The organism is Streptomyces sp. F001, assembly GCF_004187715.1.
Classification (GTDB): domain Bacteria; phylum Actinomycetota; class Actinomycetes; order Streptomycetales; family Streptomycetaceae; genus Streptomyces; species Streptomyces flavusporus.
The window spans coordinates 542,995-566,702 of sequence record NZ_QZWF01000002.1 but is presented as its reverse complement, the minus strand read 5'-3'; the positions used below and the strand labels follow the sequence as shown (position 1 = coordinate 566,702).

22 protein-coding genes and 1 pseudogene are annotated in these 23,708 nt (G+C 70.7%); 12 read left to right on the top strand and 11 right to left on the bottom strand.

What is annotated here, in order from left to right; genetic code table 11:
* Positions 1 to 373 precede the first annotated feature (373 nt).
* The 3 genes from StrepF001_RS10245 to StrepF001_RS10235 are packed head-to-tail and all read left to right on the top strand — an operon-like array spanning position 374 to position 3,553.
* Entirely contained in the window at positions 374 to 1,456 is a 1,083-nt protein-coding gene (locus StrepF001_RS10245) for a substrate-binding domain-containing protein (RefSeq protein WP_129797983.1), read from the top strand.
* A gap of 37 nt (positions 1,457 to 1,493) precedes the next feature.
* A complete protein-coding gene (locus StrepF001_RS10240) occupies positions 1,494 to 2,276 on the top strand; it encodes an ATP-binding cassette domain-containing protein (RefSeq protein WP_129797982.1) in 783 nt (260 codons plus the stop codon).
* Between the two features lie 14 nt (positions 2,277 to 2,290).
* Entirely contained in the window at positions 2,291 to 3,553 is a 1,263-nt protein-coding gene (locus StrepF001_RS10235; protein ID WP_129797981.1) for a sugar ABC transporter permease, read from the top strand.
* A 339-nt stretch (positions 3,554 to 3,892) separates the two neighbouring features.
* Here StrepF001_RS10235 and StrepF001_RS10230 read toward each other — a convergent pair whose 3' ends face one another.
* Positions 3,893 to 4,543, bottom strand: a complete 651-nt coding sequence (locus StrepF001_RS10230; RefSeq protein ID WP_129797980.1) for a DUF4360 domain-containing protein — start codon at positions 4,541 to 4,543, stop codon at positions 3,893 to 3,895.
* A 612-nt stretch (positions 4,544 to 5,155) separates the two neighbouring features.
* A complete protein-coding gene (locus StrepF001_RS10220) occupies positions 5,156 to 5,581 on the bottom strand; it encodes a VOC family protein (RefSeq protein WP_129797979.1) in 426 nt (141 codons plus the stop codon).
* Between the two features lie 120 nt (positions 5,582 to 5,701).
* Between StrepF001_RS10220 and StrepF001_RS10215 the strand changes: the two genes are divergently transcribed.
* Positions 5,702 to 6,139: a hypothetical protein gene (locus StrepF001_RS10215; protein WP_129797978.1), complete on the top strand. Its 438-nt coding sequence runs from the start codon at positions 5,702 to 5,704 to the stop codon at positions 6,137 to 6,139.
* A 135-nt stretch (positions 6,140 to 6,274) separates the two neighbouring features.
* Entirely contained in the window at positions 6,275 to 6,985 is a 711-nt protein-coding gene (locus tag StrepF001_RS10210; RefSeq protein WP_129797977.1) for a class I SAM-dependent methyltransferase, read from the top strand.
* A 53-nt stretch (positions 6,986 to 7,038) separates the two neighbouring features.
* On the opposite strand, the gene StrepF001_RS10205 is transcribed toward StrepF001_RS10210, so the two are convergent.
* Genes StrepF001_RS10205 through wecB form a run of 4 tightly spaced genes read right to left on the bottom strand, consistent with a single transcriptional unit; the run spans position 7,039 to position 12,734 of the window.
* A complete protein-coding gene (locus tag StrepF001_RS10205; RefSeq protein WP_129797976.1) occupies positions 7,039 to 9,222 on the bottom strand; it encodes a glycosyltransferase in 2,184 nt (727 codons plus the stop codon).
* Positions 9,219 to 11,024, bottom strand: a complete 1,806-nt coding sequence (locus tag StrepF001_RS10200) for a hypothetical protein (protein WP_129797975.1) — start codon at positions 11,022 to 11,024, stop codon at positions 9,219 to 9,221. The genes StrepF001_RS10205 and StrepF001_RS10200 overlap by 4 nt, the downstream gene beginning before the upstream one ends.
* Entirely contained in the window at positions 11,024 to 11,653 is a 630-nt protein-coding gene (locus StrepF001_RS10195; protein WP_129797974.1) for a class I SAM-dependent methyltransferase, read from the bottom strand. The genes StrepF001_RS10200 and StrepF001_RS10195 overlap by 1 nt, the downstream gene beginning before the upstream one ends.
* The gene (gene wecB / locus StrepF001_RS10190; RefSeq protein ID WP_129797973.1) at positions 11,646 to 12,734 is read right to left on the bottom strand and encodes a UDP-N-acetylglucosamine 2-epimerase (non-hydrolyzing); all 1,089 of its coding nucleotides are present in this window, start codon (positions 12,732 to 12,734) and stop codon (positions 11,646 to 11,648) included. Before wecB ends, StrepF001_RS10195 begins: the two co-directional genes overlap by 8 nt.
* 37 nt (positions 12,735 to 12,771) lie before the next feature.
* Between wecB and StrepF001_RS10185 the strand changes: the two genes are divergently transcribed.
* The 3 genes from StrepF001_RS10185 (at position 12,772) to StrepF001_RS10175 (ending at position 16,819) form a co-directional block, all read left to right on the top strand.
* Positions 12,772 to 14,220 carry a glycosyltransferase family 4 protein gene (locus tag StrepF001_RS10185; RefSeq protein ID WP_240797360.1) on the top strand — a complete coding sequence of 483 codons (1,449 nt, stop codon included), beginning with the start codon at positions 12,772 to 12,774 and terminating at the stop codon, positions 14,218 to 14,220.
* A gap of 63 nt (positions 14,221 to 14,283) precedes the next feature.
* Positions 14,284 to 15,612, top strand: a complete 1,329-nt coding sequence (locus StrepF001_RS10180) for a nucleotide sugar dehydrogenase (protein ID WP_129797972.1) — start codon at positions 14,284 to 14,286, stop codon at positions 15,610 to 15,612.
* A 40-nt stretch (positions 15,613 to 15,652) separates the two neighbouring features.
* Positions 15,653 to 16,819 carry a glycosyltransferase gene (locus tag StrepF001_RS10175; protein WP_129797971.1) on the top strand — a complete coding sequence of 389 codons (1,167 nt, stop codon included), beginning with the start codon at positions 15,653 to 15,655 and terminating at the stop codon, positions 16,817 to 16,819.
* A gap of 7 nt (positions 16,820 to 16,826) precedes the next feature.
* On the opposite strand, the gene StrepF001_RS10170 is transcribed toward StrepF001_RS10175, so the two are convergent.
* Positions 16,827 to 17,201 carry a transglycosylase family protein gene (locus StrepF001_RS10170; protein ID WP_240797359.1) on the bottom strand — a complete coding sequence of 125 codons (375 nt, stop codon included), beginning with the start codon at positions 17,199 to 17,201 and terminating at the stop codon, positions 16,827 to 16,829.
* A gap of 212 nt (positions 17,202 to 17,413) precedes the next feature.
* Here StrepF001_RS10170 and StrepF001_RS10165 point away from each other — a divergent pair, with 212 nt between their 5' ends.
* Positions 17,414 to 18,682: a GAF domain-containing protein gene (locus tag StrepF001_RS10165; protein ID WP_129797970.1), complete on the top strand. Its 1,269-nt coding sequence runs from the start codon at positions 17,414 to 17,416 to the stop codon at positions 18,680 to 18,682.
* A gap of 160 nt (positions 18,683 to 18,842) precedes the next feature.
* A complete protein-coding gene (locus tag StrepF001_RS10160; protein ID WP_129797969.1) occupies positions 18,843 to 20,366 on the top strand; it encodes an aldehyde dehydrogenase family protein in 1,524 nt (507 codons plus the stop codon).
* A 203-nt stretch (positions 20,367 to 20,569) separates the two neighbouring features.
* Here the strand turns inward: StrepF001_RS10160 and StrepF001_RS49450 are convergent.
* A pseudogene (locus StrepF001_RS49450) lies at positions 20,570 to 20,716 on the bottom strand (integrase); the annotation flags it as partial.
* On the bottom strand, positions 20,710 to 21,060 hold the full coding sequence (locus tag StrepF001_RS10150) for a hypothetical protein (protein ID WP_129797968.1): 351 nt from the start codon (positions 21,058 to 21,060) through the stop codon (positions 20,710 to 20,712). The pseudogene StrepF001_RS49450 and the gene StrepF001_RS10150, both read right to left, overlap by 7 nt.
* A 41-nt stretch (positions 21,061 to 21,101) precedes the next feature.
* Between StrepF001_RS10150 and StrepF001_RS47410 the strand changes: the two genes are divergently transcribed.
* Positions 21,102 to 21,269, top strand: coding sequence for a hypothetical protein (locus StrepF001_RS47410; protein ID WP_240797358.1), 168 nt, complete (start codon positions 21,102 to 21,104; stop codon positions 21,267 to 21,269).
* A 5-nt stretch (positions 21,270 to 21,274) separates the two neighbouring features.
* Here StrepF001_RS47410 and StrepF001_RS45510 read toward each other — a convergent pair whose 3' ends face one another.
* Together StrepF001_RS45510 and StrepF001_RS49445 are read right to left on the bottom strand one after the other, a co-directional pair.
* The gene (locus StrepF001_RS45510; protein WP_165396213.1) at positions 21,275 to 21,415 is read right to left on the bottom strand and encodes a hypothetical protein; all 141 of its coding nucleotides are present in this window, start codon (positions 21,413 to 21,415) and stop codon (positions 21,275 to 21,277) included.
* An 84-nt stretch (positions 21,416 to 21,499) separates the two neighbouring features.
* Positions 21,500 to 21,628, bottom strand: coding sequence for a hypothetical protein (locus StrepF001_RS49445; RefSeq protein WP_276322807.1), 129 nt, complete (start codon positions 21,626 to 21,628; stop codon positions 21,500 to 21,502).
* Positions 21,629 to 22,162: 534 nt separating this feature from the next.
* Here StrepF001_RS49445 and StrepF001_RS10135 point away from each other — a divergent pair.
* The gene (locus StrepF001_RS10135; protein ID WP_129797966.1) at positions 22,163 to 23,641 is read left to right on the top strand and encodes a sugar transferase; all 1,479 of its coding nucleotides are present in this window, start codon (positions 22,163 to 22,165) and stop codon (positions 23,639 to 23,641) included.
* The last annotated feature ends 67 nt before the right edge of the window (positions 23,642 to 23,708 follow it).

Below are 23,708 nucleotides of genomic sequence, written 5' to 3'. Positions count from 1 at the left end.
CCCTGCGTTCGCAGATCACCGCGGCCGGTGTCACACTGACGACGTGGCCGTCTCGCCACTTCCACGCGGTGCGTCCCACGTACGCGTGGCATGACGAGGAGGCCGATGTCGTCATGCTCGAAGAGGTAGCCGCCGGTGCCGGGCCGGTCGGGCCGAGGCCCCACCCCGCCGGGGTGGCCGACGTCGCTTTGCGACCGCCCGGGCCGTTCCGCGCCGACGTGGCGCTCCGACCCGGCGAGGCCTGTCCCGTCGGGCCCTTCACCGTGCGGCCCGGCCGAGTTGCGGACGAAGCCTTGACGCCGCGATGCACACGCGTCGACGTCCTACGCGCGCGGCATGGCGCGGCACCGGGAACCCGTTGGAGGTCTCTCACATGAAGGCCTGGACACGGGACGCGGCCATCGCCCTGACCGCCGTCTCGGCGGCCCTTGCTCTTGCGGCATGCGGGCCGGGCGCCGGTGACGGCGACGCGAACGCGCCGACGATCGGTGTGCTGCTGCCGGACGCCGCCACTGCCCGCTGGGAGATGCACGACAGGCCCTTGATAGAGATGAAGATCAAGGAGTTGTGCGGCGACTGCACGGTCGAGTCCGCCAACGCCAAGAACGATGTGGCCACTCAGCAGCAACAGGTGGACGCCATGATCACCGAGGGCGTGGACGCGATGTTGCTCGTGGCTGTCGATGCCACCTCGCTGGGCTCGGCGGTCAGGAAGGCCGACGACGCGAACATCGCGGTGATCGCCTACGACCGCCTTGTGGAGGGCCCGATCTCGGGCTACGTCACCTTCGACGGTGAGGAGGTCGGCAGGCTCCAGGGCACGGCACTGCTGACAGCCATGGGCGACAGGGCGGACGGCGGCCAGATCGTCATGATGAACGGCGATTCCAGCGACCCCAACGCGATCTCGTTCAAGCAGGGCGCACTGTCCGTGCTCGACGAGAGGGTGAGGATCGGCAAGGCGTACGACACACACCAGTGGAGGACGGAGGCAGCGAACACGAACATGTCCGGCGCCATCTCCGCCCTCGGCGCCGAGAACATCGACGGGGTCTATGCCGCCAACGACAGCCTCGCCGCCGGCAGCATCTCCGCCCTCAAAAGCAACAAGGTCACCCCGCTGCCGCCCGTCACCGGGCAGGACGCCGAGCTCGGAGCGTTGCGGCATATCGTCAGCGGCGATCAGTACATGACCGTCTACAAGCCGTTCGCTCCCCAGGCTTCCGCCGGTGCAGCGATGGCCGTGGCCGCGGCCCGCGGTGAAAGTCTGGACCGAGTTGCCAAGGACACAGTGAGGACGAGCAGTGGGAAGACGGTTCCGGCCGTCATGCTCACGCCGGTATCCGTGACCGTCGACAACATCAAGGACACCGTGGTGAAGGACGGCGTGTACACCGTCCAGCAGATCTGCACCCCCCAACTCACGGACGCCTGCAACAAGGCCGGGCTGACCTGACGCGCCGGTTCCGACCTGGTCCGGGCTCCGGAAGGAGATGGTTTCCGTGCCGGCTCCCCCCTTGCTGGCACTGCACGGGGTGTGCAAGCGCTTCGGTGTCGTCGAGGTCCTCACGGACATCGAGCTGGAGATTCACGCCGGCCAGGTCGTCGCTCTCCTCGGCGACAACGGGGCCGGTAAGTCCACCCTGGTCAAAGTGATCTCCGGCGTCGCCCCGGCGGACAAGGGCGTGATCAAGTGGGAGGGCGGGACGGTCCACATCAGGCGCCCCCACGACGCCCGGGACCTCGGCATCGCCACCGTCTACCAGGACCTGGCGCTGTGCGGGAACCTCGACGTCGTCGGCAATGTGTTCCTCGGACGGGAGATCCGCAGGTTCGGATTCCTCGACGAGATGGAGATGGAGCGCCGCACCAGGCGTCTGTTGGAACGCCTGACCAAGAACGTCCCCGATCTGCGCGCCCCCGTCGTCTCACTGTCCAGCGGCCAACGCCAGACGGTCGCCATCGCTCGCTCACTCCTCGGCGGCCCACGCGTTCTCCTCCTGGACGAACCCACGGCAGCTCTGGGATTCGAGCAGACCACCGAGGTGCTGGACCTCGTCGACCACCTGCGGGACAGCGGCGTGGGAGTACTGCTCATCAGCCACAGCATGGGCGATGTCAAAGCTCTCGCGGACCGAGCAGCCGTATTGCGGCTCGGTCGCAACAACGGCTTCTTCGACGTGAACACCGCGTCCCAGGAACAGATCATCTCCTCCATCACCGGTGCCACCGAGAACGTGCCCCGCCGGCCGGCCACCCGGGACGCGGTGTGGTGAAAGGACTGCGCACCATGGCGGACAACACGCGGGCCGCCCCCGCCGCACCCACCGCCGAGGCCCCGCCTCCGCACGCCGGGCGGGCCGTCGCCCGTGCTGTGGAGGGCTGGGTGGCCGTCCTCCGGCGCAAACTGAGCGCCGGTGAACTGGGCTCGCTCCCCGTCGTCCTGGTTCTTGCCGCAGTCTGGATCGTCTTCCAGTCCCTCAACCAGAACTTCCTCTCGCCCCGGAACCTGTCCAATCTCAGCGTGGACATCGTGGGTACGGGTCTGATCGCGGTCGGTATCGTCTTCGTGCTGCTGCTCGGTCAGCTCGACCTGTCGGTCGGCTCGATCAGCGGCCTCGCGGCGGCTGTCTTCGCCGTTCTGAACGTGAACAACGGTGTGCCGGAATGGCTCGCCCTCATCCTCGCGGTGCTGGCAGGTACCGCGGCGGGCACCGTCCAGGGCTTCTCCTTCGCCAGGACCCGGGTGCCGGCCTTCGTCGTCACACTCGCGGGGCTGCTCACCTGGAACGGCCTCATGCTCTACATCCTCGGGACCAGCGGCACCGTCAACCTCGACGAGAACGGGCTCGTCGCCAAGCTGACCAGCTACTACTTCACCAACGACGCCGCCGCCTACGCGGCGGCGGCGGTCGGCGCGGGCCTTGTCTTCCTCGTGCCCTACCAGGACATGCGCCGCCGCAAGGCCGTCGGTATGCCGCACCGTTCACTGCGGGGAATCGCGGTGCGCACGGGAGCAATGGCTGTGATCGCGTTCGCCGCCGCGTATCTGCTCAACCAGTTCCAGGGTCTGCCGCTCGCCCTGCTGGTCTTCCTCGTGGTGGTGGCCGGTCTCGACATCGTTCTCCGCCACACGCACTACGGGCGGCAGGTCTACGCACTCGGCGGCGGCGTCGAGGCGGCCCGCCGCGCCAGCCTCAGGGTGATGCGGGTGCAGACGGCCGTGCTCGCGGTCTCGGGCACCATGGCCGCGATCGGCGGCTTGTTCCTGGCCTCCCGCATCACCTCGGTGAGCCAGAGCTCAGGTTCGAGTGTCCTGCTGCTCAATGCCATCGCAGCCGCCGTCATCGGTGGCACCAGCCTGTTCGGAGGACGCGGCACGACCTGGTCCGCGGTGCTTGGCATGCTGGTCATCCAGTCGATCGCCTCGGGCATGGCGATCACGGACATCCACACTGCCGTCCAGTTCATGATCACGGGCGGAGTGCTCTTTGCCGCGGTCGTCTTCGACGCCCTGTCACGACGCTCGCAGGAAGCGCATGGGCGGGCCTGATCCGTCCGGTCCCCGGCACACGCTTCGCACATCAGGGCCGCGGCCCCTCCCCCGACCGCCGAAACAGCCCCGGCCCTTGCACAGATGCAGGAGCCGGGGTCGTCAGTCGAGCGTTGGGCAGGCCTTGCACCTGCATCTTCCCGCGGGGAGCGGGACGTCTTGCCTTGGACCACCAACGCATGGCCCGCCGCTCGAAGTTCTGCGGCGCGTCCGGGATCCACGCTAGTGCGGGCGTGCCCGCAGCGCGCGGTGATGCCGCCGATCGGGTGAGGCAGGCAGTCGGGGGGCCTGGGATCGAGCCCCGGTGGGCGGCGCTTGCCGCCCACCGGGGAGGCGGCATCAGGAGTTGGGGCACTCCTTCCACGCCAGGTGATACACGGTGCTGATGTCCCCGTCGGTCGAGTCCATCGTCATGAAGCTGCTCCTGGCGGGGTCGGAGGTGCCGGCGCTGACCCGCAGCTCGGTGTTGATGTTGAAGTTGCGCTGCACACCGCACGGCGCCCAGACCAGCTGGGCCCAGTCGGTGGTGTCGGTGGCCTGCCAGTTGTCGCTGTAGGGGCCGCTGAAGGGGTGGTTCTTGAAGACCGTGTCCGAGGAGCCCTGGAAGTAGTACGAGGCCCGCTGAACGCCACTGGCACCGGGCTGGAGCGAGGCGAAGCCCCGGTAATCGGCGCTGGCGATGGCGTACGTGAAGCCCTGCGGCACATGCACGACCAGGTTGAGCTGGCAGTTCTTGCGGAACGCCGTGGGGTCGGCATTGCCGCCGACCTGAGCGAGGTATTCGCTGTATGTCACCGTGAAGGCCGTGTTGTCCGCGGAGACGGCGACGGCGGCGGTGCCCTGCGGGCAGCCGGAGCCATTCACCGTGGCGATCTTGATGACGATCCGGTCCGGGGGCGGGTCGACGAACCCGGACGACGGGTCCTGTGCGGGTACCGCGGTGGCGAACAGAGCGGCGATCGCACTGCTCAGGAGCAGCCCAGCAGCCATGGTTCTCCCTTCTGGTACTTCCGTGCGGGGGGGTGGCGACCATGCAGTTTGCAGACATGCACATGTCAATTCCCTCCAAGGAGAAACTGTGGACAACCTGTGCATGCCGGGAGCGCTCGCAGCGTACGCATCCAGGCATCGGGGGGCCAGAGCGATGTCCGGCCATTCCGCAGGCACGCCGTGTCGGTGGTGCTGATGACCGCGGCCGAACGGCGGGGCACCGAGACGGACCGGCAGCCGCCCCGGTAGCCCGCCGTGAGCCAGGCGATGCCCCAGGTGCGGCTGTTGGTGACCTGGGTTGGTGCTCCGGCCACCGCGATGGTCTCGGCCGTGGCGTCGCACCAGGTCAGGACCGTGGAGGTGTGGTCGGCCGCAGTGGCCTGCGGCGCTCCGGTGGTGACGATGTTCCATCCGGCGCGTCCCCCGCTGAGGTGATCCAGCGACGCGAAGAGCCGGGCCAGGTCCGCATGCCGACGAAGCCGGCCGTACGTCAAAAGCGGTCAACGAGCGGGCGTCGGGTTTGCCACCGCTGCAATGACAGCTTCGCCGGCGCTCCATGTCTGCGTAACAAATCAGCGTGGCGGGTGCCGGAGAGGCTGGTCGGCGGTCCTGTCAGACGACCGGCTCACCGATTCCCAGCAGGTTCCCCTCGCTGTCCCGGAACCAGGCTGCCCGTTCGCCACGTGCGCCCTTGCTCGGATAGTTGCCTTCGACCTCGGCGATCCCGTCCCTCGTGCGCAACCCGGGTACGTCGACCTCTTCGAACACCACGCCGCGCCGTTCGAGCTCCGACACGAGGGTGTCGATGTCGTCGACCTCCCATGCCATCTGGGTGAAGGTTCCGGGAGAGGCACCCGTCGACTGGAACACCACGAAGTCCACGCCGCCGCACCGGTACAGCAGTCCACCGGGCCGTTCGTCGACGGGCTCGAGGCCGAGCCGCTGGGCGTAGAACCGGCGAGCCCGGTCCAGGTTCTGGGCGGGAAGTCTGGTCGCCACGCGTGCCCGGGCCAGCAGGCTCCGGTCGTCTGCGTTCATGTCTTCAGTGTGCCGTGGTTCGGTGGCCGAGGGCCTGACCGACCCGACCACGGTTGAAGGACGATGTGGGTATGCAAGGGTGCTTCAGGCGTCAACTTCCCTTGGCACACGGAGGACTTCGTGCACCTTCTTCCCCGCTCCCTCCCCGGCTGGACCATAGCCGTCTTCGGTGTTCTCGCCGCCGCCATGGGCGCGGTGGGGCTGATCGCCCCGGATGCCCTGCTCACCCTCATGGGCCTTACACCCGTAGCGGGTACGCGCGCGGAGGCGGACCACACTCCGGCCTTTCTCACCGCCTCCTCCATGGCGGCGCTCAACATGGGCGTGTACTACGTGCTGGCCTCGCTCTCCGACTGGACGGCATTCTTCCGCTGGACTGTCCCCTTCCGCCTGCTCACCTGCACGGTCTTCACCCTCGCTGTGATCAGCGACCGAGCGCCGACCGCCTTCCTGGGCGTGGGCCTGTGGGAGGGCCTCGGTGCCGTCGCGACGGGTGCGGCCCTCCGCTACGAAAGGCAACGCATCCCCGCCGAGGTCGACGACCCGGCCGCCGCCTGACGCCGGGCGATCCGCCGCAGACCGGCTGCTTGCCAGGCGGCGGCAGCATGGCCGTCACGCCTTACGGGTGGCGGTTGCCGCGAACCACCGGCCGGATCCTGGTCCGCGGGTGCGGCACGTCCCTAGCCTCTGGGCATGGCGACCCTGTGGGACCTCATGCACGACTGCATCCCCGACGACCACGCCCGCCAGGTCACTTCGCGCTACTACCTCGACGAGGTCATGAGCTCGCCGGGCGCGCCGGACCAGGTGGTCGATCTGGGGTGCGGGCGGGGCACGTCTGCCGCACTGTTCAGGAGACACGATCCGAAGGTGCGGTGGGTGGGAGTCGACATCCGCGACTCTCCGGAAGCCTCGCAGCGTCGGCCCGGCGGCGACCCGGTGGTCCACTTCGACGGCGTCCACCTGCCGTTCTCCTCGGACAGCGTGCCGCTGATCTACTCGCACCAGGTCTTCGAGCACGTCTCGCACCCGCGGGACCTGCTGGCGGAGGTCGGCCGGGTGCTGCGGCCGGGCGGGCTGTTCATCGGCAGCACGTCGCAGTTCGAGCCGTACCACTCCTTCAGCCTGTGGAACTACACGCCGTACGGATTCCGGGTGCTGCTCGAGGAGTCCGGGCTCGCCCTGGAGGAGATCCGGCCCTCCCTGGACGGGGTGACGCTGATCATGCGGACCTACCACGGCGAGCGGAAGGCGGAGTACGGGCGGTACTGGAACGAGGAGTCCCCGCTCAACGCCGAGATCGACGGTTGGGCGGTGCGCACCAGGCGGCGGACGGCCCTGGTGAACCTGCGCAAGCTCACTTTCTGCGGCCAGTTCGCGTTCCGGGTCACAAAACCCCGGTGAGGCCGGCCTGGCTCACGCGGTCGCGTACGGGGCCGCGGCAACTGCGGCTGCCGTCAGCGGGACACCAGCAGTTCCGTCCAGTCCCGGGCGACCCGCTCCAGTGAGAACTCCTCCCGCACCTGTGTACGGGCCAGCTGCCCGGCGTCCCGCCAGCCGTCCTCCCCCAGCGCGGCGAGGGCGTTCGCCATCGCCTCCGGGTCCTGGTGGATCCACCGCCGGTCGTAGATCTCGTCCGCCCCCGGCCACGGCAGCAGGGCGGGGACGGCGGCGGAGGCCATGCCCTCGGCCGGGGCGAGGTGGAAGCTCTCGTCGTCGCTGGTGGACAGCACATTTCCGACGCGTCTCAGCCAGCTCGCCACGTCCGCCCCGAACTCGTCGAAGACCACCGCCCCGTCGAGCAGCGGCGAGGTCTGCATGCGGCGCAGTACGGCGTCGTAGTGGGCGCGTTCCTCGGGCTTGTTCCAGATCCACCAGTACTCCCAGGGCGGCTTGGACTTGACCGAGAGATGCCAGCGGCGGTCCCGGGCGCGCAGCGCCTCGAGGACGTCGAGGCCGAGGTCGAGGCGTTTGCGGCGGGGCGCGATGCCGATCATGCCCAGTCGGAAGCGGGCGCCGGGCGCCTTGGGGCGGTCGAGCTGGTCGGTGTCCACCCAGTTCGGGACGACCGTGACCTTCGACTCCGGCCAGCCCGTGTGCTCCAGGGTGCGGCGGGCGTAGTAGGAGCTGACGCAGATCACCTTGTCGACCGCGTCGATGTCGACCTGCCGCGGCCAGGCGGCGTCGAGTTCGAAGCGGTGCAGCCGGACGATGAGCCGGCTGCCCTGCCGCTTGTGGCGGCTGTACCAGACGGCGGCCGGACCGCACCACTCGACGACCACCACATCGGCCCAGTCGGCGAGTTCCCGGCTCGCGGCCGGATCGTGGCGGGCGAGCGCCGGCCAGGCGTCGATACGTACGTCGAGGCCGGGCAGCGCGCGGAAATGGTCGAGGAGCCGGGTGAGGAACTTCAGGTCGTGGCCCGCGACGCCGAGCCGCAGCGGCCGCGGCCGGGCGGCCACCGCGGGCGGCGCCGCGGGGAAGGCCTGGTCGAGCTGGGTGCGCCAGCGGTCAGCGGCGGCCTGGAGCGTGTACCGCGCGGCCACGTCCCGGCAGCGGTCGGCGGCAAGACGCCTGACCTCCGGCTCGCGCACGGCACGGACGATCACCTCGACGGCGTCGTCGAGTCCGGCGCGCCCGGGCACGTAGAGCGGGTAGTCGGCGCCGAGCAGCGCCTCGTGGGCGGGCGTGCGGTTGAGGACGACGGGCAGTCCGAGGGCACCGAACTCCAGGACCTTGGTGGACAGTTCGAGGCTCGCATCGAGGACCGGCTCGCGCCAGCCGAGGCCGAGGTCGCAGTCGGCGGCGATACGCATGGCCTCCTCGCGGGGTTGCCCTCCGTGGTGCTCGACGCCCGGCGTGCCGTCCAGCGCCCGGGTCATGGCGGTCCGGAAGTCGGGGTGGGCACGGTCGTCGTGGATCTTGTCCCCGACGGTGTGCAGCTCCGACCGTACGCCCCGTTCGGCGAGCAGGGACGGCAGACGTGTCATGGGCAGGGTGTTCCACAGGGGTGCGAACTTGCCGGTGTAGACGAGCCGGAAGGGGTCGTGCGGGCGCTCGTGCTCCGGCACCGGGAAGCCGGGCTCGGGCACGGCGGGCGGGCTGAGCACGCACTTGCCGCAGGCCTCGGGCACCCAGGTCTCCAGGAGGCAGCGCAACTCCTCGGTCTGGCAGAGCAGTCGCTGGGAGGCGTCGGCGATGCGGGCGAGCTCCGCGCGGGTCTCCTCGGTCATCTCGGCGGCCGACTGCGGGATGTCGGTGAGGTAGGCCCAGATCCGTCCCTCGAAACGGCCGTCCGCGACCACGCGCGCGACCAGTCTGCGGCCGCGCAGCACCAGCAGGTCGCAGGGCTCGCTCTCGTCGAGACCGGCGAGTACCTGCGATGCCTGCACGGGGGACAGCGGCCGGTCGGCCTGCCCGGGCAGCAGCCGTTCCTCGTACGGGCGGACCACGGTGACCCCGGGCAGCCCGGCCAGCGGGTCGATCAACCGCTCGGTGCGCACGGGCGCCTTGAGGACGAGCCTGGCCCGGCAGCCCGCCCGCGACAGTGCCTGCACCGTCGACTGGGCCCAGACCGCGGAGCCGTCGATGAGATTGAGGTCGACGTCGCCGTAGACGATCGCGTTCAGCGTCCGGCTCATGTCGGCTCCTTCCCGCACCAGGCGAACAGACGGTGCCCCTGACGCGCCCACAGCTCGGGCGGCACACCGGACGTCAGCAGCGACCGGCGCACCAGCAGCGGGCGCAGTTCGGGTACGAAGGTGTAGTCGTCGGCGGCGAGTGTGCTGCCCACGGCGTCGGCGCCGGAGTACTCCTGGGCGCACATCAGGTCGAGCAGCAGGGTGTCGGGGCGGTCCTCGGCCGGGTCCGTCCAGTCGGCCACCCACGGCGCGAGGGGCTCGCCGGTGCGTACGGTCACGCCGGCGGCGGTGAGTTCGTCGAGTCCGGTGGGATCGGGTACGACGACCTCGGCCGGCCGGTGCACCTGGCCGAGCACCTGGGCGGCGAGCCGGGCGACGTCGGCCCGGTCCTGTGGGGCGGCCAGCACACAGATGCGGCGTTCGGCCAGCGGATCTGCGGGGGCGCCGACCCGTCGCGCCAGCTCCGACAGGCGCACTCGGGTGCTGTCCGTCCGGAACACCTCGCGCAGTCGCTGTCTGCCGTCCGCTACCGGGTCAAGGCTCGCGAGCCGCACACCGGTGTCGGTGTCGAGGACGGCGTCCCAGGCGAGCCGCGTGAGCCCGGAGGCCGCCGATGCCGGGCCGTCCCGCCACAGTACGCAGGAGCGGCCGGCCGCCCTTGCCTCGGTGAGCAGTTCGGCCAGTTTCCGGTCCAGGTCGGGGGCGAGTCCGGTGCCCGTGAGCGACCAGGGCCCGTCGCCCGTGCAGGCGCTGAGCTGGACGACCAGGGCGTCCGGGTCGGTGCGCTGCACGATCAGCCGCCCGTCGTGCGGCAGTGCCCGGTTGACCACGGCGTCCGCCGCGAAGTCCGCGGCGGTGGAGTCGGTGAGCACTCCGGCGATCACCAACCGGTCGCGGGGTGTGGAGGCGAAGGCGCGGTGGGCGAGGTGGAGCCTCCCGTCCGGTGCCGCCTCCCGCGCGGCCGCCTGCGGTGCGGTGTGCGGGGGCGCGGAACGTGTGCGGGCTCGCCCCCGCCACAGCCCGTACAGCTCCCGTGGCAGCCGTGCCGCCCCGCGTCGGGGCGACCGCGCCGCGGACACCAGCGCCCTGCCCACCCGCAGCGAGGTCGAGCCCTCGAGCATGGCCACGCGCGCCTCGAGGACGCCGATGCGTTCCCGGCTGCCGCGCAGCGTGGCCGCCAGCTGCTCCTTCTCCCGTACGGCGGCGGCGAGGCGCTCGGCGAGCCCGTCCTGGTGGGCGGGACCCCGGGCGTCTTCCGCCTCCTCGAGGGTGCGTTCCAGGTCCAGCACCCGGGCCCGCAGTGACCGTGAGACCAGGTCGGCGAGGATGTACTCGTCGGCGATCCGCAGCGCGGTGGCGAAGCCTTCCGACGGGACGGGACGGCCGAACCAGTCGTGGGGTGGCAGCAGTTCGTCGGTGCGGGCGAACACCGCGCCCGCGTGCAGGTGCACGTAGTCCAGCGGTGCGGCGCGCAGCACCTGGCAGTGGTGGGTCACCAGGGCGTCGAGGAGCCGGTGGTAGGGCAGTTCGGGCCCTCGGTGGCCGAGGACGATCAGGCCGCGGGCCCCGGGGCGCATGCGTTGCAGTACGGCGAGGCAGTCGGCCTCGGTGCCGTGCAGCGCGGGGTCGGGGCCGTAGGACAGAAGGACCAACTCCCCTTCGCCCACGGCCTGTTCGCCGTGGCGCAGGGCGACACCGTCGGGGAGGTGGAGGTAGGGCTCCAGGTTGAGCCCGCCGTCGGTCGCGTCCATGACGGTGGTGACGCCGTCGAGGTGGGGGTGGAGCAGATCGGTCAGGCGCATCAGCGGGTCCTTGTGAAGACGTGGAAGCCGACCTCGTTCTCGCGGAAGCCGTACGGGGTGAACCGGGTGTGCCGCAGGCCGAGGCGTTGGAGCTCGTCGGCGTATTCGGCGGTCGGGCGGTGCAGGATGTAGTCACCGCGGGGTCTGCGTGTCCGGATGTCCTCGTCGGTGAGGATCAGCCGTCCGGTGATCCGGACCAGGGAGGCGAGGTTGCGCAGTCCGGCCGCCCAGTCCTGGTCGTCGAGGACGTGGAAGAGGACGTCGATGCAGAGCACGACGTCGTACGGCCAGGGGCTGCGCCACTCGTCCAGGGTGGCGACGGCGTAGCGCGGACCGCCGCCCTCGGCGCGGGCGTGTGCGACGGCCTCCTCACTGGCGTCGAAGGCGTCGACGCGGTGGCCGCACCGGGCCAGGGCGCGGGCGAAGTGTCCCTTGCCGCAGCCCGCGTCGAGCACGAACAGCGGGGCCGACTCGTCGGCCAGGTCACCGATCAGGGGGAGCAGGGTGCCGAGCCGCAACGCGTAGAAGATCTCGTTGCCCGCCCGGTCCAGGCCGATGTGCCCGCCGGATGCGAGGTCGTCGTGGTCGCGGTGGCGGGTGTCCCAGTAGGCGTGCGTGCGTTCAGACATGGTGGTCCAGCCAGCGGGTGACGACGGCGGCGATCCTGGCGCCCGCCCGTCCGTCCCAGAGCGGGGGGCCCTCTTCGGGTGCCGGCTGCCCGCCGTCCAGCACCTTGCGCAGGGCGGGCACCAGCTCGCGGTGCCCGACGAGCCGGTTGGTGCCGTGGGTCACCGTGACCGGGCGCTCCGTCGTGGTGCGCAGGGTCAGGCACGGCACGCCCAGGACGGTGGTCTCCTCCTGTACGCCGCCCGAGTCGGTGATCACGGCGGTGGCTCCTCGTACGAGGCTCATGAACTCGACGTAGCCGAGCGGTTCGAGGATGTGGACGCCGGGTGCGCCGTCGAGGCCCGCGGCGCCGAGTGCCGCCCGGCCGCGCGGGTGCAGTGGCACGGCGAGGTCGACGAGCCGGGCCGCCTCGGTCAGGGCGCGGGCGGCCGCCTTGGCCGCCTCGGGGTCGTCGACGTTGGCGGGGCGGTGCAGCGTGACCACGCCGTAGGTCTCGGGCAGCGCGTACGCGGCACGGGCGGCGGCCGGGTCGAAGTGGCCCAGATGGGTGAGCAGAGTGTCGATCATGGGATTGCCGACGAGATGGACGCGCCCGGGGTCGACGCCCTCCCGGGCGAGATGGCCGACCGCCTCGGGGCTGGTGACGAACAAAAGCTCGGCCAGCTGGTCGACCAGACGCCGGTTGATCTCCTCCGGCATGGTCATGTCGAAGCTGCGCAGGCCGGCCTCCACATGGGCGACGGGCATCCCCAGCTTGGCGGCGACGAGGGCGGCGGCGAGCGTCGAGTTGACGTCTCCGTACACGATCACGAGGGCGGGATCCCGCGCGGACAGCTCACCCTCCAGGGCGATGAGCAGATCGGCCGTCTGCCCCGCGTGGCTGCCGGAGCCGACGCCGAGGTCGGTGTCCGGCTCGGGCAGGCCGAGTTGCCGGAAGAAGATGTCCGACATCCGTTCGTCGTAGTGCTGACCGGTGTGCACGAGGACCTGGTCGCAGCCCGCCGCGCGCAGCGCGGCGACAACGGGTGCGGCCTTGACGAAGTTCGGTCGGGTGCCGACGACGTGGAGTACGCGGCCGTTCATGTCGTACGTTCTCCGCTCTTCCGCCTACCGTGACGGCATGTCCTGCCATATCCCCCGTGCGCTCAGTCTGGCCGCATCCGTGGCCTGGGGCGAACTGCGCCACGACCCCGCCCGGGCGGCGCTGCTCGGGGTACGGCTGCTGCCGCCGCCCGTGCGGCGCCGGGTACGGCCGCTCGAACGACGGCTCGCCGACCGCGCCCGGACGGCGGGGCCGACCGCTGCTCCGTCCGGGGGACGGGTGCCCGCCCCGACCGCCCGCACGGTCCGGCCCGTGCCGGGTCGGGTGCTTCATCTGGTGACCAACGGGTTGCCGTTCAAGCACGCCGGCTACACCGTGCGCACCCAGAAGATCGCCGAGGCGCAGCGGGCGGCCGGACTCGATCCGCACGTGGTGACACGGATCGGGTTCCCGGTGGCGCAGGGGGTGCTGGACGCCCGCCCGCTGCAGACGGTGGGCGGCGTGCCGCAGCACCGGCTGCTGCCGCCCTGGCTGCCGTACGGGCAGGCGGCGGTGCTGGCCCGCAACGCCGAGCTGGCGGGCCGGCTGGTGGAGCGGCTGAGGCCCGCCGTGCTGCACCCGGCCACCGACCACGGCAACGGGCGGGTGGCACTCGCCCTGCGCGAGGCCTACGGGCTGCCGGTGGTCTACGAGGTGCGTGGCTTCCTGGAGGACACCTGGCTGACGCAGGCGCCGGGGCGGACCTGCGACGACCCGACGTACCGGGCCAGGCGCGACCTGGAGACGCACTGCATGCGCGAGGCGGACGTGGTGCTGACGCTGGGCGCGGCGATGAAGGCGGAGATCGTGGCGCGCGGGGTGCCCGAGGAGCGGGTCCTGATCGTGCCGAACGCGGTGGACGAGGAGTTCCTGGCCCCGCTGCCGGACGGGGCGCCGCTGCGGGCCCGGCTCGGCATCGCGCCGGACGACCTCGTCGTCGGCACGGTCAGCAGTCTTACTCCACACGAGGGAATCGGCACATTGCTCCATGCGGGTGCCGAGCTGAGGCGTCGCGGCGTGCCGCTGCGGCTGCTGATCGTGGGCGACGGGCCGGAGCGCGCGGCGCTGCAGCGGCTGGCCGGCCGACTCGGTCTCACCGACGGGACGGCCCTGTTCACCGGTCGGGTGCCGCATGCCCAAGTACGGGATTTCCACGCGGTGTTGGACGTGTTCGCGGTGCCGCGCACCGATGAGCGCGTCTGCCGACTGGTGACGCCGCTCAAGCCGGTCGAGGCGATGGCGAGCGGTCTGCCGGTGGCTGCCAGCGATCTCCCCGCACTCAGAGAGCTCGTCAAGCCGGGAGCAACCGGACAGCTCATCTCAGGCGGATCCCCTCAGGCCTGGGCAGAGGCAATCGAATTCCTCCTTTACAGTGAAAAACGGCCCGAATGGGGGACGGCCGCACGCGAGATCGTCGCGCGCGACCGCACCTGGACGCGGGTCGCCTCGACGACCCGCGAGGCGTACCGCGCCCTCGGCTGCCTCTGAGGCGCGAACCCGGCCCGACCACGACCTCAGATCCGTGTCCGCCACGGGGCGAGGAGAACACCTATGCAGGTCGACCAGACCGAACCGCTCGGGGACGAGAGCGAACAGCTCGGGGAAGTTCCACAGGCCGGCACCGTCGAACTCGCGGTGATCGGGCTCGGCTACGTCGGGCTGCCGCTCGCGCGGGAGGCGGCGACGGTCGGCCTGAGAGTCGTGGGGCTCGACCGGGACCCCCGCGTGGTGGCGGGGCTCAACGCCGGACGCTCCCACATCGACGACGTGTCCGACGACGACGTCCGCCGGATGCTGGCGGCCGGCTTCACCGCGTCCACCGACGACGGCTGTCTCACCCGCGCCCAGACCGTGGTGATCTGCGTGCCGACCCCGCTCAACGGGGACGGCGGGCCCGATCTCAGCGCCGTCACGGCTGCCGTCCACACGGTGGCGGGCCGGCTGCGGCCCGGACAGCTCGTCGTACTGGAGTCCACCACCTATCCGGGCACCACCGAAGAAGTCGTACGACCGCTGCTGGAGCAGGAGTCCGGGCTGCGGGCCGGAGCGGACTTCGCCCTCGCCTTCTCACCGGAGCGCATCGACCCCGGCAACACCGGGCACGGGCTGCGCGACACACCCAAGGTGGTCGGCGGCTGCACCCCGTCGTGCGCGGCGCGCGCGGCCGCCTTCTACGGCAAGCTCGTCGACACGGTCGTCCAGGCGAAGGGCACCCGCGAGGCCGAGATGGCCAAGCTGCTGGAGAACACCTACCGGCACGTGAACATCGCCCTCGTCAACGAACTCGCCGTCATCAGCCATGAGCTGGGCGTCGACCTGTGGGACGCGATCCGCTGCGCGAGCACCAAGCCGTTCGGCTTCCAGGCGTTCCGGCCGGGCGCCGGAGTCGGCGGGCACTGCATTCCCATCGACCCGAACTACCTGTCGTACAAGGTGCGTTCCTCGCTCGGCTACGAGTTCCGGTTCGTCGAACTGGCCCAGGAGATCAACCGGCGGATGCCGGAGTACGTCGTACGCCGCGCCCAGGACCTCCTCAACACCGCCGGCCGTCCCCTGCACGGCTCTCGCGTGCTGCTGCTCGGGGTCACCTACAAGCCCGACGTCGCCGACCAGCGGGAGACCCCGGCCGTGCCGGTGGCTCGGCTGTTGCGGCAGCGGGAGGCCGAGGTCTCCTTCCACGACCCCCATGTCCGCGAGTGGTGCGTCGACGACGTGCCCGTCCCCCGCGTCGACGACCTGATGGCCGCCCTGCGCGACCACGACCTGACGATCCTCCTCCAGGACCACTCCTCCTACGACCTGCCCGCCCTCTCCGACGCGGCCCGCCTGCTGTTCGACACCCGGGGGCGGATATTCCGGCCCGGGGTCGAGGTGCTGTAGCGGGCCCTGTTCGAACGCGGAGCCGAAAGGTGCTGCTCTGATGCGGATACTCGTGGTCACCGTCGTCCACCATCCCGAGGATGCGCGGATACTGCACCGGGAGATCGCCGCCCTGACGGAGCGCGGCCACCGGGTCGTGTACGCCGCACCGTTCACCGCCCGCGGAGTGGAACCGCGCCCGGATGTCGAGGGCGTGGACCTCCCCCGAGCCGCCGGACGCGACCGCCGCGCGGCGCTGCGCGCGGCGCGGGCCCTGCTGGCCGAGCGCGGAGCGGAGGCGGACGTGGTGCTGTTGCACGACCCGGAACTGCTGCTCGCCCTGCCCGGCACACTGCGCCGGTGGCGGCGCGGCGGCCGGGCCCCGGTGACCGTGTGGGACGTGCACGAGGACACAGCGGCAGCACTGGCGATGAAGCGCTGGGTGCCGGCGGCTCTGCGGCCGCCGCTGAAGCTGGCGGTACGGGCGGCGGAGCGTCTGGCCGAGCGGCACGTGCGGCTGCTGCTCGCCGAGGACGCCTACCGGGCGCGTTTCCGCCGGCCCCATCCCGTGGTGCCGAACCTCGCGACCGTACCGCCCGAGCCGCCGGAGCCGCCCGGCACGGACCGAGTCGTCTATCTGGGGCATCTGTCCCGGGCGCGCGGCGCGCTCGACCTCATCGAGACGGCCAGGCTGCTCGGTCCGGACGTGCGGGTCGAGGTGACGGGGGCGGCCGATCTCGACGTGCGGGGCGCGCTCACCGAGGCCGACCGCGACGGCGTCCTGCGCTGGCACGGCTACCTGCCCAACGACCGTGCCCTCGCCCTGCTCTCCGGCGCCCTGGCCGGTCTGTCCCTCCTGCACGACCAGCCCAACTACCGTCACTCACGGCCCACCAAGGTCGTCGAGTACATGGCCCACGGCGTCCCCGTCGTGACCACACCGATTCCCCTGGCGGCCGGCCTGGTGCTGCGGCACCGCTGCGGCCTCCTCGTCCCGTACGAGAACCCGGCGGCGACCGCGGACGCGGTACGGCGGCTGCGCGCGGACACGCAGCTGCGCCTGGGCACCGCCGAACGCGGCCGCGCAGCGGCGCTGGCCGAGCTCGACTGGGCCGAGCGGGCAGCCGAGTTCACGGGCCGACTGGAGACATGGGCGAAGGAGGCGACCGCCGACCGGGATGCACGCCCGCCTGCGGTCGCCGCGGGAGACACGGCTCGTCCCGCCTGACGCCCCGTCACCCGGCTGAAGCGCAGGCCCACGCCGACATTCCCTGCAGGGCCGCCAGGCGTTTGGCCACAATGATCTGCTCTTCGCGAGTGGCCAGGTCGGCACGCGGGGCGTACTTCAGACCGCCGGCCGCGACCCAACTGGACTGCCTGAACTGCAGGCCGCCGTAATGGCCGTTTCCGGTGTTCGCCTTCCAGTTGCCCCCGGACTCGCACGCGGCGATGGCGTCCCAGTCGGCCCCGGACCGAATGGACGGCACGGCCTCCGCTCTGGTGGTGATGCCCAGTAAAACGGCGGCCGTCACAACGACGAGTGCGGTGCCCGCCCGGGGGCGGCGGCAGCTGCGAGCGTTGATCAGTTCAGCGTTTCGCGATGAGATCATATGCAGACTGTCGCACCGCGTGACGGAGAGTCCCGGCCTGCGACACGGGTTCGTACGCCAGACGGCCTCAGTCGGGACGTCGGCGGACTCGCCACGCCGACGTGGCCGGGCCGGACCGCGCGCCCCTTCGGAGACCACGGTCGAAACGGTTGTCCGCACACACCCTCCGAGCGACGATGTCCCCAGCCCGTCATCCTGTGTGGGAGGCCACGTTGACCGATCCGTGGGTGGCCCTGGAACCAGGGGCCGACCCTGCCGAGCGCATCCGCATACTGCAACGGGCCCACGAGACTTTCACCGAGATCGGTACGGTGCCGCGGCCGGTGCGTGGCGTAGTGGCCGACTCATGGCGTCGCTCGGTGCGGGCCGGCGTCAGGCCGGACGGCACCGCGAGCATCGAACTGACGGACAGTGACCTCGGTGCCTACCGGGCCGAGCATCCTCTGACACGCGTGATGCCGCTGTTCCGGGAGCTCATGGGAACATTCGCCTCCGACGGCCGGCATCTCCTCGCGGTGTGCGACGTACACGGCAGGCTGCTGTGGGTCGAGGGTCATGAATCGACCCGGAGACAGGCGGGGCAGATGAACTTCGTGCCGGGTGCGCGGTGGGCGGAGAGCGCCGTCGGAACGAACGCGCCGGGCACGGCGGTCGCCATGAACCGTCCGGTACAGGTGTTCGCAGCCGAGCACTTCATCCGGCGCGTGCAGCCGTGGACCTGCGCGGCCGCCCCCGTGCACGACCCGCGCACGGGGCGAGTGCTCGGCGCCGTGGACATCACCGGCGGGGACGGCCTCGCGCACCCGCACAGCCTGGGCTTCGTCCAGGCCGTGGCACGAGCGGCGGAGTCCCATCTGGCGCTGCTCGCCCCGGAACGGCCCGGCGCCCGCGGGTCAGAACTGGCCGTACTGGGCCGCGACGAGGCGCTGTTGACGACAGGCGGCCGGAGGATCCGGCTCAGCCGTCGGCACAGCGAGATCCTCGTCCTGCTCTCCCGCCACCCGGAAGGCCTGACCGGCCAGGAGCTCCTCTGTGCCCTGTACGAGGACGAGTCTGTGACGCCGGTGACGCTGCGCGCCGAACTCGCCCGGCTACGTCAGGTGCTCGGCCCCGAACTGCTGGCGTCACGCCCGTACCGGATCACGACACCCCTCGAATCGGACGTCGCCGTCGTCGAACGTCAGCTGGCGGCCGGCGCGGTCACCCACGCCCTGACAGCCTATGCAGGTCCGCTCCTCCCCACCTCTCAGGCACCGGCGGTGGTGCGGCACAGACGACGTCTCGCCGACGGCCTGCGCGCGGCACTGATCGCCCGCCGCGATCCCGACCTGCTGGCCAACTGGGCCCACGCGCCCTGGGGCGAGGACGACCTCGACGTGTGGCGAGCGCTGGCCACGGCCCGCCCGACTGCGGCGGTCCGGGCCCGCGTGTCCGCACTTGAATCGGAGCTGGCAGCGCCCAACGGCTGGGAGCACGCCTAGAAGTCGGCGAACGGCCCCCTTCGCGCGCGTGCGCCCCGGCGCCGGTCCTGAGTCACCCTCCGCGCAGCACAACCGCAACGTGGATGCAACGTCCGCCGTCCTAGCCTCCGGCGCAGAGCTGCCCAACGGCGGGCAGCGCTGCCGAAGGAGGCCATCCAGCATGACCCGTTACGCGGCGCCCGGAAGCGAGGGCGCGATCGTCTCCTACCAGTCGCGCTACGACCACTTCATCGGCGGAGAGTACGTACCCCCGGTCAAGGGTCAGTACTTCGAGAACCCGAGTCCGGTGAACGGGCAGCCGTTCACCGAGGTGGCGCGCGGCACCGCGGAGGACGTCGAGGCGGCACTCGACGCGGCGCATGCGGCCGCGCCCGGCTGGGGCCGTCTGTCGGCGACCGAGCGGTCCGACATCCTGCTGAAGATCGCCGACCGCATGGAGGCCCGCCTGGAGCCGCTGGCAGTCGCGGAGAGCTGGGAGAACGGCAAGCCCGTGCGGGAGACCCTCGCGGCCGACATCCCGCTGGCCATCGACCACTTCCGCTACTTCGCCGGCGCCGTGCGCGCTCAGGAGGGCTCGCTCAGCGAGGTCGACGACGACACGGTCGCCTACCACTTCCACGAGCCGCTGGGCGTGGTCGCGCAGATCATCCCGTGGAACTTCCCCATTCTGATGGCGGCGTGGAAGCTCGCGCCCGCCCTCGCCGCAGGCAACGCGGTCATCCTCAAGCCCGCCGAACAGACCCCGGTCTCCATCCACTACTGGCTGAGCCTGGTCGCCGACCTCCTCCCACCGGGCGTGCTGAACATCGTCAACGGCTTCGGCCCCGAGGCCGGAAAGCCGCTCGCGTCCAGTCCCCGGGTGGCGAAGGTCGCCTTCACAGGCGAGACGTCCACGGGACGACTGATCATGCAGTACGCGGCGGAGAACCTGAAGCCGGTCACGCTGGAGTTGGGCGGCAAGTCGCCGAACATCTTCTTCGACGACGTGTGGGAGAAGGACGACGAGCTGCGCGACAAGGCCCTCGAAGGGTTCACGATGTTCGCGCTGAACCAGGGCGAGGTGTGCACATGCCCGTCCCGCGGCTTGATCCAGCGCGGCAACTACCCGGACTTCCTGGCCGCGGCGGTCGCCCGCACCGAGCTGATCAAGCCCGGGCACCCGCTCGACACCGACACGATGATCGGCGCCCAGGCGTCCGGTGACCAGCTGGCGAAGATCCTCTCCTACATCGACGTCGGCCGGCAGGAAGGCGCCAGGGTGCTCACGGGCGGTGAACGCGCGGAGTACGACGGCGACTTGAAGGGCGGCTACTACGTGCAGCCGACCATCTTCGAAGGCGACAACCGTATGCGGGTCTTCCAGGAGGAGATCTTCGGGCCCGTCGTGTCGGTGGCCTCGTTCGACGACTTCGACGATGCGATCAAGATCGCCAACGACACGTCGTACGGCCTCGGGGCGGGCGTGTGGACCCGCGACATCAACACGGCCTACCGCGCGGGCCGGGCCATCCAGGCAGGCCGCGTCTGGACCAACTGCTACCACGCCTACCCCGCGCACGCCGCGTTCGGCGGGTACAAGCAGTCCGGGATCGGCCGGGAGACGCACAAGATGATGCTCGACCACTATCAGCAGACGAAGAATCTGCTGGTGAGCTACTCGCCGAAGAAGCTGGGCTTCTTCTAAAGGCCCGAGAAAAGGCGCCTGGCCTGGTCTTTTACCCGTCAGGCGCCTTGCGCTCGCCCCGCTCAGCGCGGAGGCCGGTCAACGTTGAAACCCCCGCTTCCTCCCACAGCTGTCTCGCTCCTGACCAGCGCCTCCGGACCAGTCATGGACCAAATGACCGACTTACCCGGCAGGTGCTGTTCCTTGGCTGACGCGGTGGAGTGCTGGAAGAGGACCTCAATGCTCTGCCCCGCACGGCGAGCGCACTCGGCCGGGTCCACGCCGGAGTACGGCCAGAACGAGATCCCGGCGTGCCGGCAATCGTGGGACCGCTTGGCCAGGCCGGAGGCGAGTTCCATGTGGGTCAGGACAGGAGGTCCGGAAGGCCTTCTCGCCTGTCGACGCGTTCTTCGAAGACAAGGGCCGACTGCGCTTCCGACGCCTGCGCCTCTTCGGAGCGTCCCAGCCCCCGCAGGATGGTCGCCCGCTCCCACCACACGGCGCCCGCCAGAACGGAGTGGGTGGCGCGGATGTGGAGGATTGCCTCGTTCATGAGGTACAGCGCGGCGTCCCAGTCGCCGAGATGCTGTTGCACGCGCTGTGCCATCAGCAGGACGTTCGCCAGATCCTCCGGCCGTCCCGTCCTCCGGCCGAGTCTGATGGCCTCGTCCGCGGCCCGTGCCGTCGCCCCGTACTGGGGCAGATCGATATGCACGGAGGCCAACTGCACGAGAGCCGCACTCTGTTCGGCATGATGTGAGTGGCAACGGCCACGTCGCCGAGGCCGACATCGGCCTTCAATCCGCCGGCCACGCCGACGAAGAACAGCGCCTCGGGCTCGAACATGCTGATGGCGCGCTCGGCGAGCACGGCGGCAGCCTGGTTTCCCTCCCCGGCCTCGGCGAGGGCGATGATCCATGGTGAGTCGGTCAGCCGGCCGACCTCGAAGAGCGGCCGGCCGCGTGTTGCCGCTGCTCCAGGTTGGCCGGATGCGCCCGCACCGCCTGGTGCTCCACCTCCAGGACAGTCAGGATGACGACCGTGCCGCGGTGGGAGGTGGCATCGCCCATGGGTGCGCCCTCCTGGTTGCTACGCGACGTCGAGCCGGAGGCGGTCGGGCATGACCCCGGGCTGTCGTCCCGGCGCAGCCCGAGTCAGTTCCGCAGACCCTCCATCGCCCCGCCCACCTCGGGCACCCACAGCGGCACGCCGTCGTGCACGAACAGCGGGAAGTCGTTGCCGAACCGGGCGCCGTAAAAGGCCCGCTGCAGCTCGCCGATCACTACCGCGCAGAAGCCGCGCCCGGGGGCCGGGCGAGCTGCTGGAGCGCGCGGTGGCGTCAAGGCACCCGTAGGACGGTCACCAATCGATGGATCCAACCTCAAAGCTTGAACACAAATTACACACATCCCCTCTACACACTGAGCCCCGATGGTCTAGATTGACCGTGCTTCAGCTGATCGAGCACGAAGCGACCAATAATGATCTACAGGTCCGGCGCTACGGAAAGCCAGCAGTCGCGTCCCCGGCGCCAGACGTGGGGGTGATCAATTCTTGGAGCCCGAGAGGGGGCCTTGGGTGCGGGGAGCACCCGAGGTATCGACGGGTTCCCGCGTACCTCGAGAGTCTGGCAGGGCATGCGAGTCTGCTGCCGCCAGGGTGGGTTGTTCAACCAGCGCTGAAACAGCCGGGATGTCATGCGCGGGGGGCGGGGGCCTCCCGAGGGGAGGAACAGCGCGGCGCGGGGGGCGGGGCGCCTCCCGGGGAGAAGCAGTGTTGGGCGAACACGTCGAACCACTGGGGACCTGGGGGGTTCTGTGCGGCAAGGGGGATTAGTCAGCCCGTTTCCGTCGGAGCGCGGGCGTCTGGCGAACGGGGCAATCAGCCGGCCCGCGATCGACTGGGAGCAGCGGTACCGCCGTACCGTGATCACCAGCGATACCGTGGCCACCGCCTTCGTGGTGGCGGCGATCGGCAACTTCTTCGGGGCCCGGGACGCGGCCAACTGGCACGAGAAGTGGGGAATTCTCGCATTCGGCACCGAGCTGCTGGTGCTGGGGGCGCTTGCGGTGAGCCGGTCGTGGGCTCCGGCCGTGCTCGGCCAGGGCGCCGAGGAATTCCGCCGTCTCGGACGCTCACTGTTCACGGCGACCGTCGTGCTGGCGCTCGGCGGGATCGCACTCACCTCGCGCAACATCAAGCTCTGGATCTTCGTCGCGATCCCCGCGATCGCGCTCATCACCATGACCGAGCGGTATCTGCTGCGCCTCTGGCTGCACAAACAGCGGAAGGAAGGAAGGTGTCTGAGACCGGTGCTCGCTGCCGGGAGCCCGGCCACCGTACGCGACCTGATCACCCGAACCCGCAGGCTCCCGCACCTCGGCTGGCGGGTGGATGCGGTGTGCACGACGGACGGTCTCGGGCTCGACGGTGACCAACTGGACGGAGTGCCGGTCGTCGGCCGCCTGGCGGACGTAGCCAACCATGTCCGCCGCGACGGCTACCGTGTCGTCGCGGTCACACCGGACCCACACTGGTCACCGGACCGGCTGCAGCGGCTGGCTTGGAACCTCGAAGGCAGCGACGCCGAAATGGTCGTGGCTCCCGTGCTGATGGAGGTGGCCGGTCCGCGGCTGCACATCGACGCGGTGCTCGGGATCCCGCTGCTGCGGGTCAGCATGCCGACCTTCACCGGGGGCCGGCGGGCGGTCAAAGAGGTCGTCGACCGGATGGGCGCGGCGATCCTGCTGATGCTGTTCGCACCGCTGATGGTGCTCGTCGGGCTGCTCGTGCTGATGGACAGTCGGGGTGGGGCGTTCTACCGCCAGCGCAGGGTCGGCAAGGACGGCCGCGAGTTCACCATTCTCAAGTTCCGCACCATGGTCGCCGGGGCTCACGGGGCACGTGCCGAGCTGGCCGACCGCAACGAGGGCGCCGGCCTGCTGTTCAAGCTCCGCCGGGATCCGCGGGTGACCCGGGTGGGAGCAGTGCTGCGCCGGTACTCGCTCGACGAGCTCCCGCAGCTTTTCAACGTGCTCACCGGATCGATGTCGCTCGTCGGCCCGCGGCCTCCGTTACCGGAGGAGTCCGCTGCGTACGGCCCGGACATCCGGCGGCGGCTGCTGGTCAAGCCCGGACTCACCGGCCTGTGGCAGATCAGCGGACGCAGCGACCTGCCGTGGGAGGAGGCGGTCCGCCTCGACCTGCGGTACGTGGAGGACTGGTCGCTCGCCCTGGACGCAGTGATCTTGTGGAAGACGCTGCGTGCGGTGCTCCATGGGCAGGGGGCCTACTGATGCGCGGAGGTCGTCGTCCGGCCGACGCGCGGACCGCAGGCCGCAAGGGCCTGCCTGGGGGGAGGAA